The 26,168-nt window shown below is 69.1% G+C and carries 21 protein-coding genes and 1 riboswitch; of the genes, 12 read left to right on the forward strand and 9 right to left on the reverse strand.

The window, feature by feature from the left end:
* The first annotated feature begins 9 nt into the window (after positions 1–9).
* Entirely contained in the window at positions 10–486 is a 477-nt protein-coding gene (locus tag ACOAMO_RS10045) for an Hsp20/alpha crystallin family protein (RefSeq protein WP_420174655.1), read from the forward strand.
* 82 nt (positions 487–568) lie between these two features.
* Positions 569–1,465 carry an RNase H family protein gene (locus ACOAMO_RS10050; protein ID WP_420174656.1) on the forward strand — a complete coding sequence of 299 codons (897 nt, stop codon included), beginning with the start codon at positions 569–571 and terminating at the stop codon, positions 1,463–1,465.
* Between the two features lie 18 nt (positions 1,466–1,483).
* Here ACOAMO_RS10050 and ACOAMO_RS10055 read toward each other — a convergent pair whose 3' ends face one another.
* A complete protein-coding gene (locus ACOAMO_RS10055) occupies positions 1,484–2,263 on the reverse strand; it encodes a 2-keto-4-pentenoate hydratase (protein ID WP_420174657.1) in 780 nt (259 codons plus the stop codon).
* A gap of 141 nt (positions 2,264–2,404) precedes the next feature.
* Between ACOAMO_RS10055 and ACOAMO_RS10060 the strand changes: the two genes are divergently transcribed.
* On the forward strand, positions 2,405–3,616 hold the full coding sequence (locus tag ACOAMO_RS10060) for a hypothetical protein (protein WP_420174658.1): 1,212 nt from the start codon (positions 2,405–2,407) through the stop codon (positions 3,614–3,616).
* Between the two features lie 22 nt (positions 3,617–3,638).
* Here the strand turns inward: ACOAMO_RS10060 and ACOAMO_RS10065 are convergent, their stop codons facing one another.
* Entirely contained in the window at positions 3,639–4,958 is a 1,320-nt protein-coding gene (locus ACOAMO_RS10065) for an LCP family protein (RefSeq protein ID WP_420174659.1), read from the reverse strand.
* Positions 4,959–5,047: 89 nt separating this feature from the next.
* On the opposite strand from ACOAMO_RS10065, the gene metG reads away from it, so the two are divergent.
* The 4 genes from metG (at position 5,048) to ACOAMO_RS10085 (ending at position 11,572) form a co-directional block, all read left to right on the forward strand.
* A complete protein-coding gene (gene metG, locus ACOAMO_RS10070) occupies positions 5,048–6,853 on the forward strand; it encodes a methionine--tRNA ligase (protein ID WP_420174660.1) in 1,806 nt (601 codons plus the stop codon).
* Between the two features lie 41 nt (positions 6,854–6,894).
* Positions 6,895–9,333, forward strand: coding sequence for a DUF2207 domain-containing protein (locus tag ACOAMO_RS10075; RefSeq protein ID WP_420174661.1), 2,439 nt, complete (start codon positions 6,895–6,897; stop codon positions 9,331–9,333).
* Positions 9,334–9,441: 108 nt separating this feature from the next.
* The gene (locus ACOAMO_RS10080) at positions 9,442–10,635 is read left to right on the forward strand and encodes a benzoate/H(+) symporter BenE family transporter (protein WP_420174662.1); all 1,194 of its coding nucleotides are present in this window, start codon (positions 9,442–9,444) and stop codon (positions 10,633–10,635) included.
* Positions 10,636–10,645: 10 nt separating this feature from the next.
* Complete coding sequence (locus ACOAMO_RS10085) at positions 10,646–11,572, forward strand: Sir2 family NAD-dependent protein deacetylase (RefSeq protein WP_420174663.1); 927 nt, start codon at positions 10,646–10,648, stop codon at positions 11,570–11,572.
* Here the strand turns inward: ACOAMO_RS10085 and ACOAMO_RS10090 are convergent.
* The 5 genes from ACOAMO_RS10090 to ACOAMO_RS10110 all read right to left on the reverse strand — a co-directional run bounded on the left by ACOAMO_RS10090 (position 11,502) and on the right by ACOAMO_RS10110 (position 17,450).
* Positions 11,502–12,386, reverse strand: a complete 885-nt coding sequence (locus ACOAMO_RS10090) for a CPBP family intramembrane glutamic endopeptidase (RefSeq protein ID WP_420174664.1) — start codon at positions 12,384–12,386, stop codon at positions 11,502–11,504. The genes ACOAMO_RS10085 and ACOAMO_RS10090 overlap by 71 nt on opposite strands.
* 2 nt (positions 12,387–12,388) lie before the next feature.
* The gene (locus tag ACOAMO_RS10095) at positions 12,389–12,949 is read right to left on the reverse strand and encodes a uridine kinase (RefSeq protein WP_420177014.1); all 561 of its coding nucleotides are present in this window, start codon (positions 12,947–12,949) and stop codon (positions 12,389–12,391) included.
* Between the two features lie 42 nt (positions 12,950–12,991).
* On the reverse strand, positions 12,992–14,848 hold the full coding sequence (locus tag ACOAMO_RS10100; protein ID WP_420174665.1) for a DUF2207 domain-containing protein: 1,857 nt from the start codon (positions 14,846–14,848) through the stop codon (positions 12,992–12,994).
* Between the two features lie 86 nt (positions 14,849–14,934).
* The gene (locus tag ACOAMO_RS10105; RefSeq protein WP_420174666.1) at positions 14,935–16,593 is read right to left on the reverse strand and encodes a phospho-sugar mutase; all 1,659 of its coding nucleotides are present in this window, start codon (positions 16,591–16,593) and stop codon (positions 14,935–14,937) included.
* 32 nt (positions 16,594–16,625) lie between these two features.
* Positions 16,626–17,450 (reverse strand): purine-nucleoside phosphorylase, encoded by an 825-nt coding sequence (locus ACOAMO_RS10110; RefSeq protein ID WP_420174667.1) that lies wholly within the window; start codon positions 17,448–17,450, stop codon positions 16,626–16,628.
* A gap of 47 nt (positions 17,451–17,497) precedes the next feature.
* Between ACOAMO_RS10110 and ACOAMO_RS10115 the strand changes: the two genes are divergently transcribed.
* Complete coding sequence (locus tag ACOAMO_RS10115; protein WP_420174668.1) at positions 17,498–18,925, forward strand: NAD(P)H-quinone dehydrogenase; 1,428 nt, start codon at positions 17,498–17,500, stop codon at positions 18,923–18,925.
* A 173-nt stretch (positions 18,926–19,098) separates the two neighbouring features.
* Here the strand turns inward: ACOAMO_RS10115 and ACOAMO_RS10120 are convergent, their stop codons facing one another.
* Together ACOAMO_RS10120 and ACOAMO_RS10125 are read right to left on the reverse strand one after the other, a co-directional pair.
* Positions 19,099–19,932 (reverse strand): hypothetical protein, encoded by an 834-nt coding sequence (locus tag ACOAMO_RS10120; protein WP_420174669.1) that lies wholly within the window; start codon positions 19,930–19,932, stop codon positions 19,099–19,101.
* A 92-nt stretch (positions 19,933–20,024) separates the two neighbouring features.
* A complete protein-coding gene (locus ACOAMO_RS10125) occupies positions 20,025–21,800 on the reverse strand; it encodes an acetyl/propionyl/methylcrotonyl-CoA carboxylase subunit alpha (RefSeq protein ID WP_420174670.1) in 1,776 nt (591 codons plus the stop codon).
* Between the two features lie 128 nt (positions 21,801–21,928).
* On the opposite strand from ACOAMO_RS10125, the gene ACOAMO_RS10130 reads away from it, so the two are divergent.
* The 4 genes from ACOAMO_RS10130 to ACOAMO_RS10145 all read left to right on the forward strand — a co-directional run bounded on the left by ACOAMO_RS10130 (position 21,929) and on the right by ACOAMO_RS10145 (position 26,163).
* Complete coding sequence (locus ACOAMO_RS10130) at positions 21,929–22,438, forward strand: NUDIX hydrolase (protein WP_420174671.1); 510 nt, start codon at positions 21,929–21,931, stop codon at positions 22,436–22,438.
* Positions 22,436–22,561: riboswitch (cobalamin riboswitch) on the forward strand. (Overlaps the previous gene by 3 nt.)
* A 98-nt stretch (positions 22,562–22,659) precedes the next feature.
* Positions 22,660–23,763: a CbiQ family ECF transporter T component gene (locus ACOAMO_RS10135; protein WP_420174672.1), complete on the forward strand. Its 1,104-nt coding sequence runs from the start codon at positions 22,660–22,662 to the stop codon at positions 23,761–23,763.
* Positions 23,760–25,382: an ABC transporter ATP-binding protein gene (locus tag ACOAMO_RS10140; protein ID WP_420174673.1), complete on the forward strand. Its 1,623-nt coding sequence runs from the start codon at positions 23,760–23,762 to the stop codon at positions 25,380–25,382. The genes ACOAMO_RS10135 and ACOAMO_RS10140 overlap by 4 nt, the downstream gene beginning before the upstream one ends.
* 52 nt (positions 25,383–25,434) lie before the next feature.
* A complete protein-coding gene (locus ACOAMO_RS10145) occupies positions 25,435–26,163 on the forward strand; it encodes an ECF transporter S component (protein WP_420177015.1) in 729 nt (242 codons plus the stop codon).
* The last annotated feature ends 5 nt before the right edge of the window (positions 26,164–26,168 follow it).

Genomic DNA, 26,168 nt, shown 5'->3' on the forward strand with positions numbered 1-26,168 from the left:
GACTTGATCATGGCTCGTAGCTTCGACCCCTTCCGTGAGATGGACCGCTTCGTCAACGAGTTCGCTCGCACGCCCAGCGCCGCCCCGATGCCGATGGACCTGTACCGCGACGGTGACACCTTCGTCGCACGCGTCGACCTGCCCGGGGTGGATCCCTCCTCGATCGACGTCGACGTGGAGGAGCGCACGCTCGCCATTCGCGCCGAGCGCAAGCCCGACGAGGGCAGTGAGGATCGTCGTTGGCTGGCCAAGGAGCGCCCCGCCGGCACCTTCGCCCGGCAGCTGAACCTCGGTCAGGGCCTTGCCCTGGACAAGATCGAAGCCGACTACCGCGACGGTGTGCTCACCCTGACCATCCCCGTGGCCGAGCAGGCCAAGCCCCGCAAGATCCAGGTGAACCACTCCGGTGCCGCCGCTCAGATCGAGGGCTCGGTGGACAATGAGCAGCAGGATCCAAGCCAGGAAGAGGAGCAGCAGGAAGGCTGATCCCAGCGGAAGACAATCGACTTTGAGGGGGCGGTGCCAGGTGGCACCGCCCCTTTCTGCTGCCCGCTGGCACAATGTCCCGGTGATCACTGCAGCAGCTGACGGCTCCTCCCTGTCCAATCCCGGCCCGGCCGGATGGGCGTGGTACATCGACGACAACAACTGGGCCGCCGGAGGGTGGCCGCGCGGCACCAACAACATGGGCGAACTCATGGCGGTGCTCAACCTGCTGCAGCAGACGGCCGTGGTACCCGACGAGCCGCTCCACATCCTGTGTGACTCGCAGTACGTCATCAACTCGGTCAGCAAGTGGATGCCGGGGTGGAAGCGCAAGGGGTGGCGCAAGGCCGACGGCAAACCCGTGATGAACGTGGAACTGCTGCAGGAGATCGACCGCCAGTTGGTGGGCCGCACCGTGACCTTCGAATGGGTCAAGGGCCATGCCGGCCACCAGATGAACGAGGCCGCGGACTCCCGTGCCCAGGCCGCGGCACGGGCCTACCGCGACGGCACGCAGGTGCCTGCCGGGCCGGGTTTTCGAGGATCGGGCCAGGCTGATGCCATCAGCCTGGACGTGGCGCCCACCCCGACCGAACCCGTCGAGATCGACCTGTTCAGCTTCGACGACCCCGAACCGGGCACCGACGTCGACGATGTCATCGCCCTGGAGGAGTCACTGCTGCTGGATTCGGTGCGCTCCGACAAGCAGCGAGTCGAGAATCTGCTGCACCCCGAGTACACCGAGATCGGCGCCTCCGGCAAGCTGTGGAGCCGCGCGCGGATGCTGGCCACCATCGAACCACTGACCAATCGCACCACGCTCGAGGTGATCGGAACCGACCGCCTCGCCGACGATGTGGTGCTCCTGCGGTGGCGTTCCCGCAGTCGCGGCGCGATTGCGGTGCGCAGTTCCATCTGGGTACGCACCCCCAAGGGCTGGCAGCTCCGCTTCCACCAGGGAACCCCCGCCGACCTGTGACCCGGCGCGGGAGCGGGCTCACCGGGTGGACAGGCCCACCTCGGCGAAGCCCTCAAGCTGCACGCTCGCCTGCTGCCCCGGTTGCAGGGCCACGGCTTCGGTCATGGCCCCGGCCAACACCGGGGCGCCGGCGGGCAGGGGGATGTCGTGCTGCAGGGCGACAGCGGCCAAGGCCGTGAAGACCTGGCGCGGATCACCCAGGATCGCGTCGCTGCTGCCCGCGGAGACCTGATGGCCGTCCACCAGCATGGACACCGCCAGACCGCTCATCGGGCGCGGGTAGGGCTGCCAGTCGCCCACCACGAAACGGCAGGCCGAGGTGTTGTCTGCCACCACGTCGGGAAGCGAGAAGCGGAAGTTGCGATAGCGCGAGTCGATCACCTCCAGCCCAGCCGCCACCGCGTCGGTGGCATCCTCCAGGCGGCGGCCCAGGCTCACGGCGTCCTCGCCCGGCTCGGCCACCACGTCGTGGGCCAGCCGAAAGACCAGCTCCGGCTCGACGCGGGGATGGACCAGGCCGGCCAGGGACAGGGTGCTGCCGGGGGCCAGCTGCATCCGGTCGGTGAGGAAGCCGACGATCACCTCGTCCACGCCCATCTGGGCCATCTTGGCGCGGGAGGTGAACCCGAGCTTGGGGCCCAGGAAGGTTTCGCCCCGCTCGATCCGCAACTGTTTGATCGCCGCCTGCACGGCATAGGCCTGGGCCAGGCTCAGCCCGTCGCCATGCTGCTCGAGCGCTTCTCCGCGCTCCTGGGCCCGGTCGAGGCGCCGGGCCAGTTCGTCGATGCTCGGGGTCACGTGGGGCTCCTGGTCGGGGTGCGTGGAGGACCACGCTAACCGAAGGATGCGGTTCCCGGCAGCAGATTCATCCGGACGACGGATGCTGCTGACCCCACTGGTGCGACAGACTGCGGGGACACCCCACCCAGGAGGAATCCCTTGTCCACCAAGACAACCGTGTCCACCAAGACCAATCGCAGTGTCATCGGCGTGCTCGCGGCAGGGCTCGCGTTCACCGGGCTGGGCGCAGCGCCGGCCCAGGCCAGCCCGGACAACACCGATGAAAAGCCCCGTCCCATGACCTCGGCCGAGGCTCGCACCACCCAGCTGCAAGTGCAGAAGGTGCGCAAGGCGGTTGCGCGGGCTGGTCTGGAGTCCCGAATGCGCGCAGAGCTGGCCAAGCACGGCATCGAATGGCCCGCACGCCCCGCGATCCAGCGCACCTCGGACGAGCTGTGCCAGAGCGAGACCGAACTGAGTCGGGCCCTGGAGGCCCACCAGGCCAAGCTCACCCTCACCGACCGGGTCTTCCTGACCCTGACCCTGGCCGACATGCTGCCCAGCCTGGAGGTGATGCTGGCGCAGCAGCCCTCGGACGCGCCCCTGGCCGACACCGGCAAGGCGAAGCAATTGCAGCAGCACCTTGCCGGGCTGCAAGGTTTCTGGGACGTCGACGGATCTCGCATCCAGCTGATGGGCATGTCGGGGCAGATGCTGGCCGACGAGCAGCGGGTCCAGAAGGTCTACGAACGCCTGCTGGTGCCCAGCTCTGTCGCAGAGGTCCTCGCCGAGGCGATCTCCACCTATGTCAAGACCAGCCCCGGGCTGGACGGCGGCCGCAACCCCGTCTTCAGTTTCAATGCCTACGCGGTGCGCGATGCCGAGGACGTGCAGCGGGGCGGTCGGATCGCCATGGGGCAGGGCCTGCTCGACGTCTACGACGAGCTGGGGCACGGCGACGTCGCCCCGCAGGTGGTCCTGGCCCACGAGTACGCCCACCAGGTGCAGTACCGCAACGGCATGATCGACGACCAGACCCCGGCCAGTCCCGAGCAGACCCGCTACACCGAGCTGCACGCCGACGCCTCGGCCGGCTACTACACGGTGCACCAGCAGGGCGGTCGGCTGCTGCCGGCGCGAACCCCGGCGGTGTCGCAGGTGCTGTACGGCATCGGCGACTGCAACCTGGACAGCAATGGGCACCACGGCACCCCCGCCCAGCGCCGTCGGGCCGGGCAGTGGGGGATCGGCCTGGCCACCGCCGATCCCGGCCGGGTGATGGGCAATGCGCAGCTGCGCAGCCTCTACGACCAGCAGTTGCCGCAGCTGCTCGGCGGCACCGCCGCGGCTGCCGGGCGCGACGCCGCCTGACAGGCGAGGGCCACCCGGCGGGTCAGGAGGTGGAATCCGGGATCTGCGGGGAGGCGGCGTAGGCCTCGGTGGGGGTCATGGGGACACCCTTGATCTCCACCGTCTGCTGGGTGCTCACCTTGGCGCACTGCTTGGCCTCGGCCGAGACCATCGGGCTGCCGGAGTCCGAGGCCTGCGGCTCGCTGGGCGTGGCCTGCGCCGAGCGTGAGGCGGCAGGGCTCGAGCTGGCCGAGGGCGAAGCCGAACTGGTCGAGTTGGCCGAACTTGCCGAGGGCGAGGGCGACGGTGTGGCCAACGGCGCGTCCTGCGCGAGCTTGCGGAAGAGCGCCTCGGCCTGCGGCGCCGGCACCACGGTGTTGGGATTGTCCGGGTTCTGCTCGGTGGGCAGGGTGACGAAGGCGGTGGCCTCGGTGGAGACGCCACCCAGCGTCATGCCCAGGCTGGCCAGGTGCCGCACGTCGTCCAGACCGGAATCGACGGTGAGGGCCTTGGTGCCGGCCTGCGCCAAGCGGTAGACCTTGGTCGGGTTGAGCAGGGTTCCCAGGCTCTCCAGCTCACGCTGCAGCGAACTGAGGTACAGGTGCTGGGCGCCGGTGCGGCCCAGGTCCGAGCCGTCGCCGAAACCGTGGCGGGTCCGCAGGAACTGCAGCGCCGCCTCACCCTGCAATGTGTGGTCACCCTGCTTGAGCTTCAGGTGCGAGTAGGTGTCGTAGACGTCCGCGTCGACGCACACGTCCACGCCGCCCACGGCGTCGGACAGGCTGATCACACCGGCGAAGTCGACCATCATGAAGTGGGTGATCGGCAGGCCGGTCAGCTCGTGCACCGCGCGCAGGGTGCATTCGACGCCGTTGTTGAGGGTTCCGTTGATGCGGCCCCGGCCCCCGGTCTGGGCCTCCTCCTGCCCCGAGGGGGAAGGCGTCGAGGTGGCGCGGCAGTCGGGAAGATCGATCACGGTGTCACGGGGGATGCTCACCACCGACAGCGACTCGTGGTCTGCCGAGAGGTGCACCAGCATCAACACGTCTGCGTTGTTGTCCCCGTCGAGCTTGTCGTCGCCGCAGGAGCCTCCCAGCCGGCAGTTCTCCGCGCTCTGGCGCTGGTCGGTGCCGATCACCACGATGTTCTGGGCAACCCCCTTGGGCAGACCCTGCAGCGCCTCACCGCCACCGATGCCCTCGGGCAGCTCGATGCTGGTGAGGTTGTTGTTGAAGTGGCGGTGCAGCCCGTACCCCGCCGCGGCCAGCAGCAGGACCAGGGCGAGCAGGGCGGTCAGCCAACGTTTCATGCCCCAGCCACGACGGCGCGGTTCGGGAGAGGTCTGCAGGGTGGGGGAGGCCATGGAAGCAAAGAATACCGATGTGGGCTGAGAGGGCCCCGTGAGGTTGGGGGTGGCGCGAGCAGGGGGCGACGGGCGATAGTCTGTGCCGCATGTGCGCTCATGTTCTTGCTGCCGTCGCGTGGCCCTATGCCAATGGTCCCCGTCACATCGGACACGTCTCCGGGTTCGGTGTTCCCTCCGACGTGTTCAGCCGGTTCATGCGAATGTCGGGCCACGAGGTGCTGATGATCTCGGGCACCGACGAGCACGGCACCGCCATCCAGGTGAAGGCCGACTCCGAGGGGCTCACCGCCGAGCAGACCGCGGACAAGTACCACCGCATCATCGCCGAGGACCTGCAGGGCCTCGGCCTGAGCTATGACCTCTACACCCGCACCACCACGGACAACCACCGCCAGGTGGTGCAGGAGATGTTCACCGTCCTGCACGACAACGGCTACATCATCAGCCGCACCGAGATGGGCGCGATCAGCCCGTCGACCGGCCGTACCCTCGCGGACCGCTACATCGAGGGGGAGTGCCCGCACTGCGGCTTCGACGGTGCCCGCGGCGACCAGTGCGACAACTGCGGCCGCCAGCTCGACCCCGTCGACCTGAAGAACCCGCACAGCCGCATCGACGGCGAGGTGCCGAAGTTCGTCGAGACCGAGCACTTCTTCCTGGACCTGCCCGCCTTCGCCGACGCACTGGCGGCCTGGCTGGAGACCCGTCAGGACTGGCGCCCCAATGTGCTGCGCTTCAGCGCCAACTTCGCCAAGGAACTGCAGCCCCGAGCCATCACCCGTGACCTGGACTGGGGCATCAAGATCCCGCTGGAGGGCTGGGAGGACAACAACCTCAAGCGCATCTACGTCTGGTTCGACGCGGTGATCGGCTACCTGAGCGCCTCCATCGAGTGGGCCAAGCGCACCGGCGATCCCGACGCCTGGAAGAAGTACTGGACCGACGAGGCCACGCGCAGCTACTACTTCATGGGCAAGGACAACATCGTCTTCCACTCGGTGATCTGGCCCTCCATCCTGCTCGGCGTGAACGGCAAGGGCGACAAGGGCGGCCGTACCAGTGAGTGGTTCGGCACGCTGGACCTGCCCACCGAGGTGGTCAGCTCCGAATTCCTCACCATGGGTGGCTCCAAGGTGGCCAGCTCCCGCGGCGCCTCGATCTTCGTCGGCGACTTCCTCAAGGAATTCGGCCCCGACGCTCTGCGCTACTTCATCGCCGTCGCCGGCCCCGAGAATCAGGACACGGACTTCACCTGGGACGAGTTCGTGCGCCGCACCAACTACGAGCTGGCCAATGAGTGGGGCAACCTGGTGAACCGCTCCATCTCCATGGCACACAAGAACGTCGGATCGATCCCGGAGGCGGGGGAGTTCACCGAGGAGGACAAGGAACTGCTCGCGGCCTCCTCGACTGCCTTCAAGACCGTCGGTGAACTGCTCAAGGTGTGCAAGTTCAAGGCGGCCATCACCGAGGCGATGCGCATCGTGAGCCTGGCCAACAAGTACATCTCCGACCAGGAACCGTGGAAGCTGAAGGACCAGCCCGAGCGTCGCAACACCGTGCTGCACGTGGCGCTGCAGGTGGTCAGCGACTGCAACACACTGCTGACGCCCTTCATGCCGCACGCCGCCCAGAAGGTCTTCGAGGCCATGGGGGGTACCGGTGTCTGGGCGGCCCAGCCGCAACTGGTCGAGGTCACCGAGGCTCGCGAGGACGGCTCCGAGAAGTCCTACCCGATCCTGCAGGGTGACTACGCCGGCGAGCTGGCGGAATGGGTCTCACGCCCCGTGGTCGTCGGCAGGCCGCTGTCCAAGCCGAGCCCGATCTTCCCCAAGCTCGACGAGAAGCTGGGTGAGACCGGCCCCGAGTGGGCGCCGATCAAGCACGACTGACCCTTCCCCGGAGTGGCCCCCCTTCTTGGGACCATGGGCGCATGACCAAGCTCCGCGCGCTGCTCCTTTGGCTGCCGATCACGTTGCTGCTCCTGGCCGGCCTGGGGGCAGCGGGCGGGGTGCCCGCGTCGGCCGCGGCGGGGGACAGCATCCGCAAGCTGGACGTCACCTACACCATTCGCCCCGATGGCCTGGTCGACATGGACTACAAGGTGGACTACCACTTCGGTGAGCCCGGCCGGCGCGGCATCACCTTCACGATCCTGACCGGTGAGGTCTGGGGAGCCGACCGGTCCAAGCTGGCCACCTACCAGCTCAGTGACCTGCAGGTGACCGATGGGGCCGGGAAGAAGGTCCCCTTCACCAGCGAGACCGAATCCGCCCATGACGGCGCCAGCCGACAGGCCCTGAAGATCGGCGACCCGGACAAGACCGTCGAGGGTCAGGAGGCCAGCTACCGGATCCGTTACACCGCCAAGGGGGCGCTGCGCACCTTCGATGGGCAGCCCGAGTTCTACTGGGACGTCACCAGCGATGACATCCCCACCCTCGAGGCCTTCCGAGTCACCATCAAGGCGCCGGGTGCGCTCAGCGGCCCGAAATGCTCCGCCACGGACTGCCGCACCACACCGCAGGACGGCAGCGTCACCTTCTCCGGAACGGACCACTACGCGGGCAAGGCACTGACCGTCGCCGCGTTGATCGCCAAGGGATCGGTGCGCAATGCCACCCCCACGCTGGTGGATCGACCCTTCGATTACCCCAAGGCCCTGTCCGCGAAGACCGGCATCAGGCTGGACGCCGACGGCAGCGCGCAGGTCACCCACACCGCCACCGTCTCGCCATCGCCGAATGCCGGCAGGATCTCGCTGCAAGTTCCCACCCGGATTGCCTATGACCGGGAACGGGACCAGGTCTTCACGGTGGACAGGCTCAGGGTGACGCTCGACGGGAAGCAGGTGCAGGCCAAGCAGCAGACAACGTACGGGGCCAAACCCTCCTGGGCGGAGGAGACGGTCGAGGTGCCGGTGCAGCCGGGTACCCGGCCCCAGACATTGGTGCTGAGCTATCGGGTGCAGGGCGCCGGTGTGCGCGACGGGGACCAGGTGCGCTTCAGCTGGCCGGCGGCGGCGCTGCAACCCGACGGCGATGCCCCGGCTGGTTACCGCCTGACCGCCCCCGGCCCGGTGGATCGGGTCGAGTGCGTCAGCCGGATGCTGAAGCGTGACCAGAAGTGCTCCACGCTGGAGCAGGAACCGATCGTCGACGGGTCGACGGTCACCTTGGCCGAAGGGCCGGGGTGGGATGGCGACTTCCTGGACGTCTGGCTGCCGGCCTCTGCCGTGCCAGGCGCGGACCAGTCCGCGCTGCAGCCCAGCGAACAGCTGCGCGAGACCACCCACGGACAGTGGCTGATCGGCGGCGCCGTCACTGCCTTCCTGTCCACGACGGTGATCCCGATGCTGGGCCGCCGGGTGGGGCGCGTGAGGGACCAACGCTTCGCCGGCGTCGCGCCCGGCGTCGTCCCGGATTCGGGGGCGCGTGAGGTCGACGACGACGAACCGGGGGTCCCGGTCGCCTTCACCCCGCCGGAGATCCCGCTGAGCGAGGCCGCCGCGCTGCTCGACGACAAGTACCACCCCCGGCACCTGGCGGCGGTGCTGACCAAGTTGGCCGTCGAGGGTCGGATCACCTTGGCCGCCGATCCGCTGCTGGTGCGTCGGGTGGAGGGTGGACAGGCCGGGGCTTCGGGAGTCGAGGCCAGTGTCCTGGCGGAGGCCCTGTCGGCCGGTTCGACCGCGTCGCTGCCGCCGGAGGCGGCCAAGTCGATGGCCGACGAGGTGCGCCGCAGCGTCAGCCGGTCCCATCTGACGTCCTTCTTCCAGCCGGTGCGCTCCGGATGGAAGGTTCCGCTGTGGTCCGTGGCGGTGCTGCTGGGTGGATCGCTCGCGGCGGCCTGGCTGCTGTTGCCCACCTGGGGCACGGCCCGGTCCGTGGTGCTGGCCGTGGCGGCGGTGCTGGGCAGCATCATCGGCTTGACCTTCAACCGGATGGGGCCGCCGAAGTATCGGCGCACGGGGCTGGGCACGGCGCGGCATGACCAGCTCGTCGGTTTCAAGCGTTATCTGGCCACCGCGGAGGCCAGCCAGATCCGCTTCGAGGAGGAGCAGGACATCTTCAACCGCTACCTGCCCTGGGCCGTGCTCTTCGACGTGACCGACCGCTGGGTCCGCGTCTGCCGCGAGGCGGCCGCGCAGGGGCGGACCCAAGCCGTGGAGGCCAGCGTGCCCTGGCTGGTGGCGGGCGACGTGGGTCAGCTGGGGAAGCTGGATCGCTCCATCTCCGACGCCATGCCGCGCAGTTCCAGCAGCTCCTCGGGAGGCGGCGGTTGGAGCAGCGGCGGATCGGGTTCCTCGTCCAGTTCCTCCAGCTTCAGCTCCGGCGGCGGTGGCGGCGGAACCAGCATCGGCAGCTGGTGAGCGGCCCAGCGCGGGCACCGGTCGGCATTGATAAGGCACGGCAGGTGATTGAGACGGGTTCGAAACTGTGCCCACGAAGTCGCCGGGTCCTGTGTCAGGGTGACGTGTGTGAATTCCCGATCCCTACGCCGTGACGCCAGCCTGTCGGCACTGTTCGCCGGACTCATCGCCGTCGTCGTCTCCTATGCGGGACCGCTCCTGGTGGTCCTGGAGGCGGCACGTCAGGGCGGTCTGGACGCCCGGCAGACGGCATCCTGGGTGTGGGCCATCTCGGTGGCCTCGGGCCTGCTGTGCCTGTTCGCGTCGTGGATCACCCGCACCCCGGTGATGGTCGCCTGGTCCATCCCCGGCGCGGCCCTGTTGGTGGGCCTGTTGCCGCAACACGAGTACTCCGACGTGATCGGAGCCTTCATCGTGTGTGGTCTGCTCTCGGCCCTGCTGGGCTTCACCGGTTGGATCGGCAAGCTGATGCGGGCCACACCGCGTCCCATCACCGCGGCGGTGCTGGCTGGCGTGCTGGTGCCCTTCGCCCTCAAGGTGGCCCAGGCCGTGGCGCAGCAGCCGGTGGTGGCCGGCGGCCTGGTGATCGGCTACCTGCTGGGGCGGCGGTGGGAGCCACGCTTCGCGGTGATCCTGGCCATGACCTTCGGAGGCATCCTGGCGGTTGCGACGGGCCAGTCGAACCCGATGCACGTCGAGCTGGGTCTCACCCTGCCGGTGTGGACCATGCCGACCTTCTCCCTGGACACCGTGCTCGCCGTGGCGCTGCCCTTGGCGCTGGTGACGGCCGTGGGCCAGGACGCACCGGGGCTGATCGTCATGCAGAACAGTGGCTACCAGGTCAACGACCGCGCCCTGATCGGGGCCAACGGCCTGGTGGGGGCGGCGATGGCGCCCTTCGGGTCCCACGCCATCAACCTGGCGGCCGTGACCGCCTCGATCGCCATCAGCCCGGAGTCCCACCCCGATCGCGCCCGACGCTATGTGGCCAGCATGAGCTGCGGCGTCGTGTACATCGTGGGGGGCTTCCTCGCCAGCACGATTGTCTCGCTCTTCTCCACCATCCCGCCCCAGATGCTGACCGCGGTGGCCGGTGTGGCACTGCTCTCGCCGTTGCAGAATGCCGTCTACGACACGATGCATGAGGGTGGTCACCACCGCAGCGTCACCGAGGCCGCCCTGATCACCTTCGTGGTGACCGCCTCCGGGATCTCGGCCCTGGGGCTCGTCGCGGCCTTCTGGGGCCTGTTCGCGGGCCTGGTGGCCTACGCGATCCTTCGCCCGAGGACACCTGCCGCCTAGACTCGCGGGCGTGAAACTCGACGTGCGCCGCGCCACTCGCGCCTGGGAACCGACCACCGTGCTGCGGGGAGACCTGGAGGATGCGCGGGAACTGCTGGAGGAGCTGGACTCCGCAGTGGTGCTCACCGGTGCGGGGATCTCAACGGCCTCGGGAGTGCCCGACTACCGGGGGCCGCGCGCCCAACGCGCCACTCCGATGATGTATTCGGAGTTCGTGGCAGACGAGGCGAACCGTCGTCGCTACTGGGCCCGCAACTACCAGGGCTGGGAACACCTGGGGCGGGCCGACCCCAATGTCGGACATCGGGCGCTGGCCCAGTGGGAGGGCACCGGTCACCCCACCAGCCTGGTCGGCGTGATCACCCAGAACGTGGATGGCCTCCACGAGGCCGCGGGGCAGCAGCGACTGGTGACCCTGCATGGACGATCGGCCGAGGTCATCTGCCTGGACTGCGGCCAGGTGACGCGTCGCGCAGACCTGCAGCCCCGGTTGGCGGCCCTCAACCCCGATGTCGAGCCACGTCGCGACATGGGCCACGCCGAATTGCGTCCCGACGCCGACGCGGTGGTGGACGAATGGCACGACTTCGTGGTTCCGGAGTGCCTGAACTGCGGGGGAGTGTTGAAGCCGCACGTGGTCTTCTTCGGTGAACCCGTCCCCAAGGATCGTGTTCGCGAGGCCTTCGCCTGGTGTGACCGGGCCGATGCGCTGCTGGTGGCCGGCAGTTCCCTGACGGTGATGAGCGGGTTGCGCTTTGCCCGCTACATGCACAAGCAGTCGAAGCCGGTGGTGGTGGTCAACCAGGGGGCCACGCGTGCCGACGAGCTGGCCACGGTGCGGCTCGATGCACCGACCAGCGAGGTGCTCACACGGCTGGTGAACGGCGTCGCCATGCCGGGGCAAGCATCCGGTCACGGTTCTCGCGAAGCCGGATGAACAGCCACGCCGACGCGGCCAGCCACAGCACGACGGCCGCCAGCGAGGACTCCAGCCCGAAGTCACCGCCGGAGAGCGCCTCCGGGCCTGCCGGGGAGCTCCTGACCAGCCCATCGCCATTGGCGGTGGCGCCCGAGATGGCCGACCCCAGCAGCGGTCCCTGCACCACATTCCAGGCAGCATGGACTCCGATCACCACCCACAGGCTGCGGGTCAGGGCATAGAACAGTCCAAGACCAAGACCGGCCTCCACTGCGATGGCCACCGCCCCCCACCAGGTGGCATCGGGATTGCCCAGGTGCACCATGCCGAACAGCAGGGCCGACAGCAGCAAGGCTCCCCAGGTGCCCAACCCGCGCTCGGCCAGCCGGAACAGGATGCCCCGGAAGATGATCTCCTCGCTGATGCCCGCCACGACCCCAACCTGCAGCACGGGCAGCCACACCGGGGCGCTGGGATCCACCCCGGTCACGGTGCGCCAACCGAAGAGCCAGCACAGCGCGAAGACCAGCAGACAACCGACGGCGCCCGTCACAAGTCCGGTCACCAGCCCGCCGGCCCGGCGTGGTGCCAGTTCGTGTGGCACTGCCCGACCCTCCATCAGCACCACCACCAGCAGGTAGGCCACCACGGTGCAGAAGAGCTGCATCACGGCCCAGACCCATGCGGGGGAGTCGTGCCCGAGCGGCGAGATGGCCAGCGCGGTGGCGGTGAAACAGAGCGGGAAGGCGACGGCGCGGGCCAACGGGTGCGCCCGCCAGCCCAGACCGGGCACCGGCGCATCGGGCAAGCGGTCCGGCGAGGTCGGTAGCACGCTCAGGCTCCGAGTTCCCGCACCAGCGCCATGGCCTGCTTCATGCCCATCGGCCGGAATCCGGCGGCCAGGGCGTGCTCACGCTTGGCGCCCTCCTCACGCCACAGCATCAGGCCGCGTCGCAGCAGGATGGACGGTGGCTTGCGGTGCTGGGCCAGGTCGCGCCGCAGTCGTCGCGCGAAGTTCGCGTGGCGCGAGCGGTCGAGCCACAGCGCGGTGACGGCAATGCCACGGCTGCGGCAGGCAGCCAGCAGGTCGGGGGCGAAGATGCCCTCAGCGATCACCACCCGGGCGCTTCCTAGATCGACCTCGCGCGTGCCCTCGGCCCGGCTGCGTGAAATGGAGTAGTTGGGCACCGTGGTGCGCCCCGATTCCAGCAACTCGCCCAGGGCGAGCGCGGCCCGGTCACAGTCCCAACTGCGCACGTCATCCCAGTCGACGCGATCGTCCACCACTGGCAGGCCGGGAGCGTCGTGGTCCTTGTAGAAGTCGTCAAGCCGGAACTGGGCGGCCCCGGTCACCCGGCCCAGGCGGGACTTGCCACTTCCGGAGGGGCCTGCCAACAGGATCACGGTGCGCACGGAGCCCAATGCTAGTGGGGCGGATCACCAACCTCCGCCGCCACCGCCGCCAAAGCCGCCACCGCCGCCGCTGAAGCCCGAGCCGCCGCCGGAGGACTGCATCGACGAGGCGGCCGCCGCGGCCTGGGAACTCTGCATGGCCGAGGAGAAGCTGTCACCCATCGAGCTGATCGACGAGCCCAGGTAGCCGTAGCTGAAGGCGTAGTGATTGCCCACATACCAACCGGGCTGCATGTCATAGCGCCCCTCTGCGGCCAGCTGCTCGAACAACTTGCTCCACCGTTCCGCGACGCCGAACATGATCGCCCACGGCAGGTAGCGGGAGAAGATGTCCTCACCTTCCTCGAACCTGAGCTGGTCGGCCTCGGCGGTGCGCAGGTACAGCTCGAAGCCACGCGCCTGCGCCAGCGCGGCCGATCCCTCGGCCGTGCGCGCCGGCATCCACGGGGAGACCACGGCGAGGGCGAGGCCCACCACCAGCAGGGCGAGTCCCGGCCAGGCCAGGTTGAGTAGGAGCATGCCCAGGATGAAGCCGAGCAGTCCCATGCCGGCCACCAGCAGACCGACGGCCAGCCAGACGATGCGCGTGGTCTGTGGGCTGCTGCTGAACCAGTGCCGGCCCCCGGTGACCTGCTTGTACAGCGCGGAACGGGCCTGCGGGAAGAGCTTGGCATAGCGCTTGTTCTTCAGCTGCTTGGTGGTCACCTGGTTGCCCTTGCTGAACAGGTGTTCCAGCACCTTCTTCTCGTGCGGCAACAGCTGCTGCGGCACCCGCGGCCGGGAGCGGGTGAAGGTCCAGGTCTTCTTGCCGGTCTGCTCGATGGTGAGGTGACCGCGCACGGCCAGGTCGATCAGGGTGGCGGTCACGTCGCGGGGGTCGGCCTTCTCGTCCACCAGGGTCCCGATCTCACCGGGGGTCACCCCGGCCGGTGGGGTGAACTGCACGGCCACGGGGGCCTTGCGGCTGCTGCGGCGGGTGGCACCCGCCATGCCGGGCTCGGGGGCCAGGCCCGGTGTCAGGCCGACGTAGACCTCGTCGCGTCCGTGACGTCGTGCCGCCCGGACCACCAGCAGGAGTCCGGCCACCAGGATGCCGCCCGCGCCGGCGGCATTGGCCAGGTTCGGGGCAAAGGCACGGGTGGGGTTGAAGCGGGTCACCAACTCCGGTTCGGCATTCACGAAGGTGCCCGCGGGCACTCCCGCCACGACCTGCATCGGCTCGCCCTCGGCCAGGTTGTTGTGTCGGTAGGTCACCTCGGCGCCATCGGTGCTGGTGCGCTGGCAGGTCTGGGTGCGATCCACCCAACAGGCGGTGCGGGTCACCTCGGTGGGCATCACCAGGGTGGTGCTGGCATTGCGGATCGGCACCGTGAACCCGTCCCCGATGACATTCCAGTTGACCTCGTCCAGCCCGCTCTCGGCATTGGTCGGGTCGACGATGCCGTGCAACTGGTAGCTGATCTCGTAGGTCTGCAGGCCGCGCACCCGGGTGCCCTCGCGTCCCACGCGCAGCGTGAGCACACCGGGCTCGCTGGTGCGCTTGAGATTGGTCGGCGCCCCGGTGGGGCTGCTGACCCGGATCCGGTCGTACTTGATGCGACGCCAGTGGTCCTTGTCGCCGGCGATCGCCTGACGGGTGACGAAGGTCAGGTAGGGGCCGTGGCCTGCATCGCGTCCGAAGTCGAAGTCGATCGTGGTGGTCACCCGAGCGGTGCCGTCCTCGGCCAGTTCCGCGCGGGTGTCATGCCGGGTGATCTGCCACTCGGAGGAGGTCTCGTCCGCCAGCGCGCGCTGGGGCGAGACCCCCACGACCAGCAGGGCCAGCAGAACGGCGAGGCAGCCCCGCAGCAGTGATCGGGCACGAAGGCGCAGTGGGTCCATGTCATCAACCGTATGCGATCGGCAGGCCAGGCCGGACCACGAAATCGCCTGTCAGGGGCGACTCTGGGAGGTGACGCGGTGGCCGCTCAGACGCCCAGCGCGGTGGCCATCTCGTCCCGAAGCAGGGTCAGCATCGCGGCGGCCTCCTGTTGGGCGGCCTTGAGGTCCTGCTGCGACCGCTGGGCATCCACCCGGGCCTCCAGGTAGCACTTCAGCTTCGGCTCGGTCCCCGACGGGCGGGCGACCACGTGCACCCGCTCGCCCGACAACTCGATGGCATCGGTGGGAGGCAGTTCGTCGGTGCCCTGATTGAGGTCGCGCACCTGGACGGGGGCGCCCGCCAACATCGCGGGCGGATCATTGCGCAGTCGTTGCATGGCGTCGCGGATGATCTGCAGGTCGTCCACCCGCACGCTGAGCTGGCTGGTGGCGTGCACGCCGTGGGTACGGGCGATCTCGTCCAGACGATCGGCGATCGTCTCGCCCCGGGCCTTGAGCTCGGCCGCGAGGCGCAGAATGGTCAGGCAGGCGGTGATGCCGTCCTTGTCGGGCACGTGCGGCGAATCACAGCAGTAGCCGATGGCCTCCTCATAGCCGAAGGCCAGGTTGGGGACCCGACCGATCCACTTGAAGCCGGTCAGCGTGGTGACGTGCTCGCGGCCGGCGGCCCGGGCCATGGTGCCCAGCAGGGTGGAGGAGACCACCGAATTGGCGAAGACCCCGTCGACCCCGCGACGGATCGCGTCATCGCCCAGCAGCGAGCCCAGCTCGTCGCCGGTGAGCATCCGCCAGCCGACCCCCGGGAAGGGCGCCGCGATGGCGCAACGGTCGGCATCGGGATCATTGGCGACCACCAGGTCGACGTCGGTCTGCTCGGCGAGTTCGAGGGCCAGGTCGATGGCGCCGGGCTCCTCGGGATTCGGGAAGGCGACGGTGGGGAAGAGCGGATCCGGATCGTGCTGCTGGGGCACGCTGTGGGCAGCCGGGAAGCCCGCTGCCTCGACGGCCTGCTCCACCACGCGTGCCCCCACGCCGTGCATGGCGGTGTAGACCCATTCCACCTGGCGGGGGCTGTCGGCCGGCACCAGTTGCTGGGCCACGGCCACGTAGTCGTCCACCAACTGCTGGCCGATCATCTCGTAGTCCGTGCTCCGGGGCAGCGTCTCGACCGGCTGCGCCGAGACCCGTTCGATCTGCTGCTGGATCTCTGCATCCGCCGGTGGGACGATCTGCGAGCCGTCACCCAGGTAGACCTTGTAGCCGTTGTCGGCCGGGGGATTGTGGCTCGCGGTGACGACGATGCCTGCCACGCAACCCAGGTGCTGGATGCCGAAGGCCACCACCGGCGTCGGGACGTGCCCCTCGCTCAGGATGGGCTGGAAGCCGGCCCCGGCGAGCACCTCCGCGGTGTCACGGGCGAAGACGTCGGAATTGGTTCGCGCGTCGTAGCCGATGAGCACCTTGCCCCCGGCACGGCCCTGTTCGACCAACCAGGCGCCGAAACCGGCGGCGGCGCGACTGACCACCACCCGGTTCATCCGCCCCGGGCCCGGCCCCAGTGCCGCGCGCAGGCCGGCCGTGCCGAAGGTCAGCGGCCCGGCGAAGGCGTCGGTGATCTCGTCGCTGGCGCCCTGGTCACCCGCGTCACTGGCGGCCAACAGCTCGGCCAGGCGGGCCTGGGTCTCGGGATCAGGATCCTGGGCGATCCAGCCAAGGACGGTGCGGCGCAGGTCGGCGTCGATCATGTGGGTGTGCTCCTTCGGGGTGGGGACTGGGGTCAGAGCGCGGCGAGCAGTCCCTGCAGCAGCGAGGTCAGGCGGGGGCCGGCCTGCTTGCCGGCCTCGATCACTTCTTGGTGGTCGAGGTTCTCCCCGCTGATGCCGGCCGCGGCATTGGTGACCAGTGAGATGCCGAGCACCTCGAGCCCCGCCTCGCGGGCGGCGATGGTCTCCAAGGCGGTGGACATCCCCACCAGGGATCCTCCCAGGATGCCTGCCATCTTCACCTCGGCGGGGGTCTCGTAGCTGGGGCCGCTGAACTGCACGTAGACACCTTCGGGCAGCGACGGCTCGACCTGTCGTGCCACGGTCATCAACCGTCGGCTGTAGGCCTCCGACATGTCGATGAAGGTGGCGCCACGCAGCGGTGTGGCACCGGTCAGGTTGATGTGGTCCGCGATCAGGACCGCGGTTCCGGGAGCCCAGGCAGGATCCAGGCCACCGCAGCCATTGGTCAGCACCAGCATGGTGGCACCCAGCGCGGCGGCGGTGCGCACTCCGTGCACGACGGGCGCCACCCCGCGACCCTCGTAAAAATGGGTACGGCCGGTCAGCACCATGGCCACCTTGCCATTGGGGGTGCGGGCCAGCCGCAGCGCACCGCCGTGCCCCTGGACGACGGGCTTGCTGAAGCCGGGCACCTCGTCGAGCGGCACGCTGGCGATCTCCTCGCCCAACTCCTCGACGCCCTGGTTCCAGCCAGAGCCCAGCACCAGGGCCAGGTCGATGCCCTCGATCCCTGCTGGTGCAAGGAGTGTGCGACGAACATGGTCGGCGGCCGTGGCTGCTGCCGCGGAAGGATCGGCGAAGTCGATGGTGTTCACCTGTCAAACAATAGGGGCCGGGCCAGAAGTCTGGAAGAATGACCCACGTGACCAGAGTCGTGATCATTGGTGGAGGCCCCGGAGGCTACGAAGCTGCCCTTGTGGCGGCCCAACTCGGCGCGGAGGTGACTCTCGTGGAACGCACTGGGCTCGGCGGCGCCGCCGTGCTCACCGACTGCGTCCCCTCGAAGACCCTCATCGCCACATCGGAGGTGATGACCACCATCGAGCGGGCGGGAGAGCTCGGGCTGAAGGTCACCGCCTCCGGAGAGGACGACAGCATCGCGTCGTCGGTGGAGGTCGACCTGGAGCAGGTGAACCGGCGCGTGCTGGACCTGGCCCGGGCCCAGTCGGAGTCGATCGCCGCGCAGCTGGAGCGCGCAGGCGTGGAGTACATCCAGGCGGAGGCGCGGCTGGACGGCCCGACCACGGTGGTGATCGTGGGGGAGCAGGGCGAGCAGCGCATCGAGACCGACATCATCCTGCTGGCCACCGGCACCACGCCGCGTGAGCTGGAGACCGCCAAGTGTGACGGCGAACGCATCCTGAACTGGAAGCAGGTCTACAACCTCACCGAGCTTCCCGAGAAGCTGATCGTGGTCGGCTCGGGAGTCACCGGTGCCGAGTTCGCCAATGCCTATGACGCGTTGGGCGTCGACGTGGTGCTGGTCAGCTCGCGCTCGCAGGTGCTGCCGGGCGAGGACCAGGACGCCGCCGCCGTGCTGCAGGACGTCTTCGAGCGTCGCGGCATGGAGATCATGAGCGAGTGCCGGGCCAATGCCGCCCGTCGTGAGGGCGACGAGGTCGTCGTCACGTTGGAGGATGGCCGCGAGATCCGCGGTTCGCACTGCCTGATGGCCGTGGGTTCCATCCCCAACACGCAGGGGATCGGCCTGGAGGAAGCCGGCATCGAGCTCTCCAAGAGCGGCCACATCGTCGTCGACAAGGTCTCGCGCACCTCGCAGCGCACCGTCTACGCCGCCGGTGACGTGACCGGAGTCTTCGCGCTGGCCTCCGTGGCCGCCATGCAGGGCCGCATCGCCATGTGGCACGCGCTCGGCGATGCCGTCGCCCCGCTGAACCTCAAGTCGGTCAGCTCCAATGTCTTCACCGCCCCGGAGATCGCCACCGTCGGCATGACGCAGAAGCAGGTGGACGAGGGTGACCTGCGGATCGGCACCAAGACGCTGCAGCTGGCCGGGAACCCGAGGGCCAAGATGCAGGGCGTCAACGAGGGCTTCGTGAAGGTCTTCTGCCTGCCGGTGACCGGCATCATCGTGGGTGGCGTGGTCGTCGCGCCGCACGCCTCGGAGCTGATCCACTCACTCTCGCTGGCGGTGGCGGAGAAGATCACCGTCGACCAGTTCAGCCACGACTTCACGGTCTATCCGTCCATGTCGGGGTCGATTGCGGAGGCAGCACGCCAGCTGCACCTGCACGACCACCCGGAGAAGCCGTCCAAGACGCAGGTCTGATCCGTCTGGTCACCGCAGCAGGAAGTCGGCCCTCCGGCTGCGGTGGCCAGACAGCATGGGCCGTGGCGTGATCGAGCCGACAGGCGCGTCACGCCGTCCACCAGTGCTGCCCCGGTGCCCGTGGCTCACGACGACCACCCGTTGCGTGTCCTCGCGCCCGAACCACCACGGGGTCAGTCGCCGAGGAAGTCTCCCAGCCCGTCGAACATGCCCCCGATGCCGTCACCGATGGACTCGAAACCCTCGCCGATGCCGCCGAACATGTCACCGACGCCCTCGCCCATCTCACCCAGGCCGTCGCCCATGCCGTCCATCATGTACGGCAGGCCGCTCATGCCGTGGAAGATCATGGAACCGATCGCGATGTCGCGAATGAGGTTCGAGCCCTGCCAGCCGGTGTAGTAGCCCTGCGCCCACGGGGCGTAGGCCGGGCCACCCTGCCAGTAGGGCACGCGCTGGGCGCCCACCTGCACGGTGCGGATGTAGGGGTCGGCGCCGGCCAGCACCCGTTCGGCATCGGCCGGGCACGCGGGGATGTCGCGCGGCGCCCCGCCGGGCGGGGTCCAGGAGACATTCTGGCTGCTGGGGCCGTGGGCCGGGTTGAAGAAACACGGCGGCCTCTTCTGCGGCAGGGGATCGCCGGCCACCCGTGCATTGACGCACGCGATGGCGTAGCGCCCGTCCTCCAGGATCTCGGTGACGTGGCGGATCTCGTCGGGCTGCGTGACGGCGTCCAAGGACTTCTTGGCGTCGTCGTAGGCGTCCAGTGCGCGCTCATAGTCCTGCCGCATGGCGTGGTCCAGCGGGTGACCGGCCACCTGGGAATCCAGACGCTGCAATTCCTCGCCGAACTTGGTGACGTCCTCCTCGGCGGCTCGCCGACTGGTGGTCAGGGCTGCCTCCAGCTCGGCAGTCTGCTGGGCCTCGAGGGCCTTGCGCTGCCGGCTCGACTGGAACAGGGCAGCAACCGTGAGCACCACCATCAGGAGCATCAGGATTTCGAACATGGCTACCAGTGTGCTGCATGCACGAGGCGGGCCCAACCGTGTGGGCCCGCCTCGGCAGTATTCATGGAGTCTTCACAGACTCGGTCAGTGGATCACTCCGCATCCTCGATCTCGGCCAGGACTGCGCCGGCGGTGACCGTGGCGCCCACCTCGCAGCTGACGGCCTTGATGACGCCGGAGCGGTGCGCCGTCACCGGGTTCTCCATCTTCATGGCCTCGAGGACCACCACCAAGTCACCCTCGGCCACCGTCTGGCCGGGCTCGACGGCCAACTTCACCACGGTGCCCTGCATCGGGGCGGTCACCGAGTTGCCACTGGCCTCGCTGGCCTTTGCGCCACCGCGGTCACGCTTGGTGGGGCGCTTGGCCTTGCCGGAACCGGGCTTGGCGGCGACGGCCAGGTCGCCCGGCAGCTTGACCTCCATGCGGCGACCGTTGACCTCGACGACGACGGTCTTGGGCTCGACGTGCTCCTCGGCCTCGCCCAGCTCGCCCTTGTAGGGGGCGACCTTGAGATCGGCCGCGGTCTCGATCCAGTTGGTGTAGACGCCGAAGTTGCCGTCGGCCGCCACGAAGGCCGGATCCTCGAGCACCGCGCGGTGGAAGGGGATGACGGTGGGCATGCCCTCGAGCACGATCTCCTTGAGAGCGCGGCGGGCGCGGGTGATGGCGTGGTCACGGTTGACGCCGGTCACGATGACCTTGGCCACCAGCGAGTCGAAGGAACCCGGGACGGTCATCCCGGCGTGGTAACCCTCGTCGACGCGCACGCCGGGGCCACCGGCGGGCTGCCAACGGGTCAGGGTGCCCGGAGCCGGCATGAAGTTGCGGCCGGCGTCCTCGGCATTGATGCGGAACTCGATCGAGTGGCCGCGGATCTCGGGATCGTCGAAGCCGAGCTCCTCGCCATTGGCGATGCGGAACATCTGCTGCACCAGGTCGAGGTCGGTGACCTCCTCCGAGACGGGGTGCTCCACCTGCAGGCGGGTGTTGACCTCGAGGAAGGAGATCAGGCCGTCCTGGGCGACCAGGAACTCGCAGGTGCCGGCACCCACGTAGCCAGCCTCCTTGAGGATGGCCTTGGAGGACTCGTAGAGGCGCTCGATCTGCTCGTCCGTGAGGAAGGGAGCGGGGGCCTCCTCGACCAGCTTCTGGTGACGACGCTGCAGCGAGCAGTCGCGGGTGGAGACCACCACGACATTGCCGTGCTGGTCGGCCAGGCACTGGGTCTCGACGTGGCGGGGCTTGTCCAGGTAGCGCTCGACGAAGCACTCGCCACGCCCGAAGGCGGTGACGGCCTCGCGGGTGGCCGACTCGAAGAGCTCGGGCACCTCTTCCATGGTGCGGGCCACCTTGAGGCCACGACCGCCGCCACCGAAGGCGGCCTTGATGGCGATGGGGAGTCCGTGTTCCTTCGCGAAGGCGACGACTTCGTCGGCGTCGGCCACCGGGTCCGGGGTGCCGGGCACCAGCGGGGCACCCACCTTGAGGGCGATGTGGCGGGCCTTCACCTTGTCGCCGAGGTTCTCGATGGCCTCCGGCGGGGGACCGATCCAGATCAGGCCGGCATCGATGACGGCGCGGGCGAAGTCGGCATTCTCGGCCAGGAAGCCGTAGCCGGGGTGGACGGCATCGGCACCGGCCTGCTTGGCGATCGACAGCACCTTGTCGACGTTGAGATAGGTCTCGGCCGGGGTGGCTCCGTTCAGCGCGAAGGCCTCGTCAGCCAGCTTGACGAAGAGCGCCTCCGAGTCGCTGTCGGCGTAGATCGCAACGCTGCCGATTCCGGCATCGGCGGCGGCACGAATCACACGCACGGCGATCTCGCCGCGGTTCGCCACGAGCACCTTGGTGATCTGGTTTCCCACTGTTCCTCCTTGAACGGGCCACGGACATGGCCTTGCACCTCGGATTCTAGGGGCAATGGAGCCAGATCGTCAGCTCTGCGGGCAACCAATCACACTGTGGAACGGCCCGCACGCATAGTCTGGGAGCCATGCCGACACCTGACTTCATCCTGGAACTGCGCAAGCACATCGGAAATGCCCTGCTGTGGCTGCCCGGAACGACGGCCGTGGTGCTGCGTCCCGGCCCGCGCGGAGACCAGGTGCTGTGCGTCAAGCGCTCCGACAACGGTGCGTGGACGCCCATCTGCGGCATCGTCGAACCGGGCGAGGACCCCCACCTGGCGGCGGTGCGCGAGGCCAAGGAGGAGGCCGGCGTCGAGATCGAGATCGAGCGCCTGGTCTGGGTGAGCCCGACCGGTCTGATGCAGTACGACAACGGGGACCAGAACGACTACCTGGACCACACCTACCGTGCCCGGTGGGTCTCCGGCGAGGCCCACGTGGGAGACGACGAGTCGGTGGAGGTCGGTTGGTTCGACCTGGACGCGCTGCCCAAACCCATGAGCGAGATCCAGCGCCGTCGCATCGGGGTGGCCGTGGGCAACCCGCCCGAGGTGCTGCTCGGCGTCCAGGCCGCCAAGGACTTCTTGGGTGACTGACGAGGCAGTGGAGTAGTTTGGGAGCCTGCAGCCAGGGGAATCCGGTGCAAGTCCGGAACTGACCCGCAGCCGTGACGACCCTCGTCGAAGTCGGAATGCCTGGCCTGCAGCGAAACCAGGATTCATCACGCCCCGTCGCGGTTCGCGGGGACGAGGAAGGACAGCCCATGACCCGATCGGTCGTTGCGCGACGTCCTTGCCCTCCCACACCGGCTGCCGCCGTGGAGACAGTCGGTGCGCAGACAGCCGCCCGGGTCCGACGCACCCGGGTGGTGCATCCGTTGGGGTGGTGGTCCTGGGCGCTGGGCTGCGCCGTGGCCATCAGCCTGGTCCACAACCCGCTGCTGGTGGTGATGTCCACCGTGCTGGTCTGGATCGTGGTGCTGGAGCGTCGCAGCAATGCGCCCTGGGCACGTTCGACGGGTGCCTACCTCACCCTGGCCCTGGTGGTGCTGGGCATCCGGATGTTCTTCCAGGTCGTGATGGGTGTCAACCGCTCGGGCACGGTGCTGTTCACGCTTCCCCAGCTGCAGTTGCCCGGCTGGGCGGCCGGCATCCGGCTGGGCGGCCCGGTCACCCTGGACGGCTTGCTCTACACCCTCTACGACTCGCTGCGCTTGGTGGCGATCCTGTTGTGCGTCGGGGCGGCCAACTCGCTGGCCAACCCCAAACGTGCATTGCGCTCGATCCCCCCGGCCCTGTACGAACTGAGCGTCGCCCTGGTGGTGGCCCTGAGCGTCGCGCCCCAGCTGGTGGAGAGCGTGCAGCGCGTGCGGCGTGCGCGGCGGCTGCGCGGCGGTGGCACCGGTCTGCGCGGGCTGGGCGCGGTGGTGGTGCCCGTGCTGGAGGACGCCATCGATCGATCGCTGCTGCTGGCCGCCGGCATGGAGGCCCGAGGCTACGGCCGTACCCATCGGCAACGCCCGGTGGGTGCCGGAACCACGGCGGCCCTGATGGGGGCGATGGTGCTGATCACCTACGGCACCTTCCTGCTACTGGGGGTGCCCGGCTCGTCGCCATGGTCGTGGCTCTGTCTGCTGGGCGGCGTGGGCCTGGCCGTGGCGGGCATCCGGGTCTCCGGGCGTCGGCTGGCCGTGACCCGGTACCGCCCCGATGCCTGGGGCCTGCCCGAATGGACGCTCCTGCTGGCCGGCGTGATTGCCGTCATCGCGGCGGTCGTCCTGGTGGCGGTGGAGCCCGGCATCGCCAGCCCCGCGGCCTCGCCACCCCAGTGGCCGCAACTCCATCTCCTGGTGCTGCCCCTGCTGCTGGCCGTCGGCTCACCCCTGTTGACCACCCCGCCACCGCCGGAGGATGAGCTGTGATCGAGTTCGACGACGTCTCCATTCGTCACGCCGGGGCCAAGACCCCGACGCTGGCGGGGGCCAGCTTCGTGATCCCCGACGGGGACCTGTGCCTGGTGGTGGGCCGCACCGGTACCGGCAAGTCGACCCTGTTGGGCGCCATCAACGGACTGGTGCCGCATTTCAGCGGCAGCCATCTGGCCGGTGACGTGCGCGTCGAGGGCCGCTCCACCCGGACGCACCGGCCGCGGGATCTTGCCGAGGCCGTCGGATATGTGGGGCAGAACCCGTTGGCGGGGTTCGTGACCGATCGGGTGGAGGACGAGGTCGCCTACGGCATGGAGCAGCTGGGGCTGTCTCCGTCGGCGATGCGCAAGCGGGTGGAGGAGACGCTGGACATCATGGGCATCGCCGGGCTGCGTCGCCGGGCCCTCACCCAGCTTTCTGGAGGCCAGCAGCAGCGGGTGGCCATCGCCGCCGTGCTGGCGGCGCAACCTCGCGTGGTGGTGCTGGACGAACCCACCAGTGCGCTGGACCCCACCGCCGCCCAGGACGTGCTCTCGGCGATCACCACGCTGGTCTACGAAGTGGGGCTCACCGTCGTGCTGGCCGAGCACCGGCTGGAACGCGTGATGCACGTGGCCGACTCGGTGTTGTGGCTGCCGGGGGACGGCAGCGTCGAGCACGGGCCCGCCGGTCAGGTGCTGGCGCGTGCCGACGTGGTGCCTCCACTGAGCGCGCTGGCACGCCGCCTGGGGTGGTCGGAAGTACCGCTCAGCGTGCGCGATGCCCGTCGCCGGGTGCAGCGCGAGCGCGTCACGGTGAGCGCAGCAAGCGCAAGCCGCGAGTTGGTGGTGGCGGGTGGTGCCGAGGTGGCGCGCGTCGAGCAGCTGGGGGTCAGCTACGGCGACGTCCAGGCCGTGGCCGACGTGTCCTTGAGCCTGCGGGCGGGCACGATCACCGCCGTCATGGGCCGCAACGGGGCGGGCAAGTCGTCGTTGCTGTGGGCCCTGCAAGGTGCGGCGGCCAGCACGGGGCAGATCGACGTCCAAGGCATCGACCCGCGTGAGGTTGCTGCCCAGCGGGCGCGCGAGGTGGTCAGCCTGGTGCCGCAGGAGGCCGTCGACCTGCTCTATCTGCCGACCGTGGCCCAGGAGTGTGCCCAAGCCGATCGGGAGACCGACTCTACCGCGGGCACCACGGCGGCGATCCTGCGTGAGCTCGGTGCCGACCTGGACCCGGAGCGTCATCCACGCGACCTGTCCGAGGGCCAGCGCTTGGCCCTGGTGCTGGCGATCCAGTTGGCGGCCCGCCCCGTGCTGGTGCTGCTGGACGAGCCCACCAGGGGCCTGGACTATGCCATGAAGGACCAGCTGCGACGCATCCTCACCAGGCTTGCCGCGGGCGGCAGTTGCGTCCTGGTGAGCACGCACGACGTGGAGTTCGCCGCGGCGGCCACCGACCGCACCATCGTGATGGCCGACGGTGACGTCGTCGCCGATGGACCGACCCGGGAGGTGTGCACGAGTTCTCCCACCTTCGCGCCGCAGGTGAGCAAGGTCTTCCACCCCAGCGACGTGCTGACCGTCGACGAGCTGATGGTCTCCACCCCCGCAGCGACCGAGGTGGCGCGTGTCTGAGCGGTATTCGCGTCGCCCCAATGTGGTGCGTGTCTCGCTCCGTTCGGCGGTGATGCTGACGGTGGTGGCGGTGATGTCGGTGATGGCCTTCTGCTGGCCGCTGCTGTGGCAGCCCGGGGCCGGGATGTCGGGAGGCCAGCAGACCCCCTTGGTCTTCGCGCTGATCCTGCCCGTCGTGATCGCCCTGGTCATGGTGGAGATCAGCGGCAATGACCTGGACGTGAAGGCCTTGGCCCTGCTGGGGGTGCTCTCGGCGGTCGGGGCAGCGGTGCGGCCCTTGGGGGCTGGCACTGCCGGTCTGGAGGCGATCTTCTTCCTGATCATCATTGCCGGGCGCGTCTTCGGCCCCGGTTTCGGATTCGTGCTGGGCAACACCACCTTGTTCGCCTCCGCCCTGCTCACCTCGGGGGTGGGCCCTTGGCTTCCCTTCCAGATGCTGGCGGCCGGTTTCGTCGGCCTTGGGGCGGGGCTGTTGCCGCGGGCACGCGGCTGGTGGGAGGTCGCCCTGCTGGCCGGCTACGGCTTCGTCGCGGGCTTTGGCTATGGCTGGCTGATGGACTTCGCCTTCTGGCCCTTCGCACTGGGCAATGCCTCGGAGCTGTCCTTCCAGCCCGGGGCGCCGCCAGCGGAGAACCTGCACCGTTTCGTGCTCTACAACATGGCCACCTCGATGGCCTGGAATGCGGGGCGGGCGCTCAGCAATGTGGCGCTGATCGCCTTGCTGGGGCCGGCGATGCTACGGATCTTGCGGCGCGCCGCGAGGCGCGCGGCCTTCGAGTAGGCGCT

Source organism: Luteococcus struthionis (genome assembly GCF_048595755.1).
Taxonomy (GTDB): Bacteria; Actinomycetota; Actinomycetes; order Propionibacteriales; family Propionibacteriaceae; genus Luteococcus.